Origin of the sequence: Kitasatospora sp. NPDC057512 (assembly GCF_042802135.1) — a bacterium.
GTDB lineage: Bacteria > Actinomycetota > Actinomycetes > Streptomycetales > Streptomycetaceae > Kitasatospora.
In genome coordinates this window covers 1-4,823 of sequence record NZ_JBHVET010000660.1, presented here as the reverse complement: position 1 = coordinate 4,823, position 4,823 = coordinate 1, and the positions used below count along the sequence as shown (strand labels likewise).

The following is a 4,823-nucleotide window of genomic DNA, read 5'->3' as shown; positions in this document are numbered from 1 at the left end:
GAGCCTCGGCGATCGCCTCGGCGGCGGCCTCGACGACCGCCACGGCCTCCGCCACGACGGCCTCGGCGACCGGAGTCGCCTCGACCGCCACCGCGGCCTCGGCGGCGGCACCGCCGCGCGAGCGACGGCGGCGACGGCGCGGCGCGGCCTCGCCCTCGGCACCCTCGACGGCCGGAGCCGCCGCGGCGGCCTCGGTCACGCCGGCAGCGGCCTCGCCCTCGGCGCCGACCGCGGCGCCGCGACGGGTGCGGCGGCGCTCACGGTTGCGGCGCGGCTTCTGCTCCTCGGTCTCGGCCGCGCCGGCGCCCGGACGGTCGGAGCCGGCGCCCGGACGGTCCGAGCCGCCCTGGCCGCCGCGCCCACCGCGACCGCCGCGGGGCGCGCGGGCGCCGCGTCCACCGGTCTCGCCGAGGTCCTCGACCTCCTCCGCGTTCAGCCCGGCGCGGGTGCGCTCCGAGCGCGGCAGGATGCCCTTGGTGCCCGGCGCGATCTTCAGCAGCTCGTACAGGTGCGCCGAGGTGGAGTAGGTCTCCTCGGGGTCGTTGAACGGCAGGTCCAGCGCCTTGTTGATCAGCTGCCAGCGCGGGATGTCGTCCCAGTCGACCAGGGTGACGGCGGTGCCGGAGGCGCCGGCCCGGCCGGTGCGGCCGATCCGGTGCAGGTACGTCTTCTCGTCCTCGGGGCACTGGTAGTTGATGACGTGGGTGACGCCCTCGACGTCGATGCCGCGGGCCGCGACGTCGGTGCAGACCAGCACGTCGACCTTGCCGTTGCGGAAGGCCCGCAGGGCCTGCTCGCGGGCGCCCTGGCCGAGGTCGCCGTGGACCGCGCCGGCCGCGAAGCCGCGCTGGGTCAGCTGGTCGGAGACGTCGGCGGCGGTGCGCTTGGTGCGGCAGAAGATCATCGCCAGCCCGCGGCCGTCGGCCTGCAGGATGCGCGAGACCATCTCGACCTTGTCCAGCGAGTGCGCACGGAAGATGTGCTGCTCGATGTTGGCGACGGTCGCGCCGGTGTCGTCCGGGGCGGCGGCCCGGATGTGGGTCGGCTGGCTCATGTACCGGCGGGCGAGGCTGATGACCTGGCCCGGCATGGTGGCCGAGAACAGCAGGGTCTGCCGCTTGGCCGGCAGCATGGTGATGATCTTCTCGACGTCGGGCAGGAAGCCCAGGTCGAGCATCTCGTCGGCCTCGTCCAGGACCAGCGCGCGGACCTTGGACAGGTTCAGCTTCTTCTGCCCGGCGAGGTCCAGCAGGCGGCCCGGGGTGCCGACCACGATGTCGACGCCCTTGTTGAGCGCCTCGACCTGCGGCTCGTACGCCCGGCCGCCGTAGACCGCGAGCACGCGGACGTTGCGGACCTTGCCGGCGGTCTGGAGGTCGTTGGTGACCTGGGTGCAGAGCTCGCGCGTCGGGACGACGATCAGCGCCTGCGGGAAGTCGGAGAGCTGCTCCTCGGTCGCCCGGCCGGCGTCCACGTCGGCGCGCACGACGGCCCGCTCGATCAGCGGGAGGCCGAAGCCGAGGGTCTTGCCGGTGCCGGTCTTGGCCTGGCCGATGACGTCGTGGCCGGTCAGCGCGACCGGGAGGGTCATCTCCTGGATGGGGAAGGGGTGGACGATGCCGACGGACTCGAGTGCCTCGGCGGTCTCCGGGAGGATCCCCAGGTCCCGGAAGGTCGTCTTGATGGGTTCAGCGGTGGTGGACAGGGTGCTGCCTCTTCCGTTTTCGAAAGGGCCGAGAGCGAGCGGCGGGCGGGCAGCCGCGCGGCTGCCTACGGGCCTGGGCGGCCCTGGTACAGCTGCGCGGACGCACAACCGCGCCGGTCCCTGCGGCCGGCCGGTGCGCGCTGCCCGGTGCGGGGCGCGTCGCCGGCGGCGTCGGGGAGGATTCCCGTGAGGGACCTGCGCGGGACCTCCGCCTCGGGGCGTGGTCTCGGCGGCCCTCGCTCGGCCACTGATGCGGTGCCAAGGCTTGAAGTCCAAGCCATGGTCGGAGCCGATCGGCTCTCCGACCGGGCATCCGCGTACGTGAGTACCCGTGCCACCGGTGCGGACACGTCCGGTTGGACGGTGCCGCTACGGAGGGTTCGCGCGGGGTACCGAGACGGCGGTGACACCATGCGAACACGACGGGCTCCGTACCACCATACAGTCAGGCGACGACTCGAACACGTGACGCGTCTGACATTGCCCCCGGCAACTGCCACCGGAGCGGCCGGTCCGGGCGGTCACCCGGGCGTGCCCGGTGGTGGGGCGGACGGGCGGGCGGGACTAAAGTTGCGGGTCATGGAGACCCATGGTGAGACGCAGGACGCGGCGGCCGGCTCGATCGGGGACTGGGCCGCGTGCTCGGCCGACCCCGGCTACCGGGCGGCCGTGCTCGACCTGCTCGGCGCGCTCGCGTACGGCGAGCTGAGCGCCTTCGAGCGGCTCGCCGAGGACGCCAAGCTGGCGCCCGACCTCGCCGACAAGGCGGAGCTGGCCCGGATGGCCTCCGCCGAGTTCCAGCACTACCAGCGGTTGCACGACCGGCTCGCCGAGGTCGGCGCCGACCCGCAGGAGGCGATGCGGCCGTTCGTCGAGCCGCTGGAGCTGTTCCACCGGATGACGGCGCCCTCGGACTGGCTGGAGGGCCTGGTCAAGGCCTACGTCGGCGACGCCATCGCGACCGACTTCTACCGCGAGGTGGCCGTCCGGCTGGACGACGACACCCGCGACCTGGTACTGAGCGTCATGTCCGACACCGGGCACGCCCAGTTCGCCGTCGACAAGGTCCGCCAGGCGATCGAGGCCGACCCGCGGGCCGGCGGCCGGCTCGCCCTGTGGGGCCGACGACTGATGGGCGAGGCGCTCAGCCAGGCCCAGCGGGTGGTCGCCGAGCGCGACGCGCTGTCCAACCTGCTGGTCGGCGGCGTCCGGGTGCAGGGCTTCGACCTGGTCGAGGTCGGCAAGATGTTCAACCGGATCACCGAGGCGCACACCAAGCGGATGGCCGCCCTCGGCCTGGCCTCCTAACGGTTCTCAGGCCGCCCGGTGCCGCCGCGACGCGCGGTGGGTGCCGGGCCGGTGCGGGTGGTGCCGGTGGGCCGGGGCGCGCCCCGCGGCGAGGTCCGGCCGGGCCAGCAGCGAGGTGAGCACGCCCGAGGCCACCGCCGCGGCCGCGACGGACACCGCGGGCTGGCGGCCGTCCACGCTGAAGTGCGCGACCACCCCGCCGACCAGCGCCGCCGCCAGCGCGGTGCCCAGGACCAGGGCCCGGGCGGCCCGGAAGTACGCCGGCCGGGCCAGCAGGGCCGCGCCGCCCGTGACCAGGCCGACGAGGGCGAAGACGATCGACTCGACCAGCAAGGCTGCCTCCCGGGGGACGGGCGTGCGGCACCGGCGCCGCACCCTCGCCGTACCCCGCCCCACCCGGTCGTACACGCGACGGAGCCCCGCGAGCCGCAGTGCCCCCGGACACGACGGTGCCCCGCTCCCTGGCGGGAACGGGGCACCGGACGATGCCGTGCGGCGGCGCCTCAGGCGGTGCCGAAGCCGACCTTGCGGGCGGCCGACTCGCCGATCTCCACGTACGCCAGGCGCTCGGCCGGGACGATGATGCGACGGCCGTGCTCGTCGGACAGCGCGAAGATCTTCTCCGAGCCCTCCAGCGCCTTCGCGACCGCGCTCTGGACCTCATCGGCAGTCTGCGAGCTCTCGATCACGATCTCGCGGGGCGCGTTCTGCACGCCGATCTTGACCTCCACGGCTTCCGTCCCTCCGGGGTTGCAGCCTCCACGCACGGGCACCGGACCGCCTGGGACAAGCGTTCGCGGCGACCGTGCCGTACGGCTTCACCATAGAGCACCGGATCCCCCGCCCGGCGAAGGTCGGCGGATCAGCCCTGGTGGGCGGTGCCCTCGCCGGACTGCTCGCCCGGGTGCATCGGGAAGCCCTTCAGGCCGCGCCAGGACAGGCTGGCGACCAGCCGGACCGCCTCGTCGCGGGGGATCGCCAGGCCCTGCGAGAGCCAGTACCGGGCGGTGATCTGGGCCAGGCCGCAGACCCCGGCGGCGAGCAGCTTGGACTCCGCCTCGGGCAGGTCGGTGTCCTCCTGGATCACCTTGCTGACGAGCGTCGCGCTCGCCTCGGAGGCCCGCTCGACCCGCTCGCGCACGGCCGGCTCGTTGGTCAGGTCCGACTCGAAGACCAGCCGGAAGGCGCCGGACTCGCTGGAGACGTAATTGAAGTACGCCTCCATGGTGTTGGCCACCCGCTGCTTGTTGTCGGTGGTCGCCGACAGCGCGTCGCGGGTCGACTCGACCAGGGCGTCGCAGTGCTTGTCCAGCAGCGCCAGGTACAGCTCCAGCTTCCCGGGGAAGTGCTGGTAGAGCACCGGCTTGCTCACCCCGGCACGGTCGGCGATGTCGTCCATGGCGGCCGCGTGGTAGCCCTGCGCGACGAACACCTCCTGGGCGGCACCGAGCAGTTGTTCACGGCGGGCGCTTCGCGGCAGGCGGGCACCGCGCGGGCGCTCCTGCGCCTCCTGGATGGCCGTCACGGCGCTCCTCACTTCGGGGTCTGTTCGCGGCTGGCGAGATGGCCGATTCTACTTTTCGGTAACCGCGCCCGCGTTCGGCGAAGGCGAGAAAAGACGATCGGCCTGGTTGTCAGGAGCCCACAATACGGCGCTGACCTCGGCCTCGGCAGTGGTGGAACGGAGCCGGCCGACGGCCGGACCAACCCCGGGGTTTCCGGGGCGGGCTCACTACCATCGTCCACCATGAGCAGCGCTGAGCAGCAGGTACGTACGGTCGAGGTCCCCGGCGCGGTGCTCGCGGTGCAC

5 protein-coding genes are annotated in these 4,823 nt (G+C 73.6%); 1 reads left to right on the top strand and 4 read right to left on the bottom strand.

Features of this window, described 5'->3' with window-relative positions:
* The coding region (locus ACFU6K_RS31415; protein ID WP_380668777.1) for a DEAD/DEAH box helicase at nucleotides 1-1,591 on the bottom strand (1,591 nt) is incomplete at its 3' end.
* A 693-nt stretch (nucleotides 1,592-2,284) separates the two neighbouring features.
* Between ACFU6K_RS31415 and ACFU6K_RS31410 the strand changes: the two genes are divergently transcribed.
* Nucleotides 2,285-3,013, top strand: coding sequence for a ferritin-like fold-containing protein (locus ACFU6K_RS31410; protein ID WP_380668775.1), 729 nt, complete (start codon nucleotides 2,285-2,287; stop codon nucleotides 3,011-3,013).
* 6 nt (nucleotides 3,014-3,019) lie between these two features.
* Here the strand turns inward: ACFU6K_RS31410 and ACFU6K_RS31405 are convergent, their stop codons facing one another.
* From ACFU6K_RS31405 to ACFU6K_RS31395, 3 genes are all read right to left on the bottom strand, one after another.
* Nucleotides 3,020-3,346, bottom strand: coding sequence for a hypothetical protein (locus ACFU6K_RS31405; RefSeq protein WP_380668774.1), 327 nt, complete (start codon nucleotides 3,344-3,346; stop codon nucleotides 3,020-3,022).
* A gap of 170 nt (nucleotides 3,347-3,516) precedes the next feature.
* Entirely contained in the window at nucleotides 3,517-3,744 is a 228-nt protein-coding gene (locus ACFU6K_RS31400) for a DUF3107 domain-containing protein (protein ID WP_049660675.1), read from the bottom strand.
* Nucleotides 3,745-3,875: 131 nt separating this feature from the next.
* Nucleotides 3,876-4,538 carry a TetR/AcrR family transcriptional regulator gene (locus tag ACFU6K_RS31395; RefSeq protein WP_380668773.1) on the bottom strand — a complete coding sequence of 221 codons (663 nt, stop codon included), beginning with the start codon at nucleotides 4,536-4,538 and terminating at the stop codon, nucleotides 3,876-3,878.
* Nucleotides 4,539-4,823: the final 285 nt, after the last annotated feature.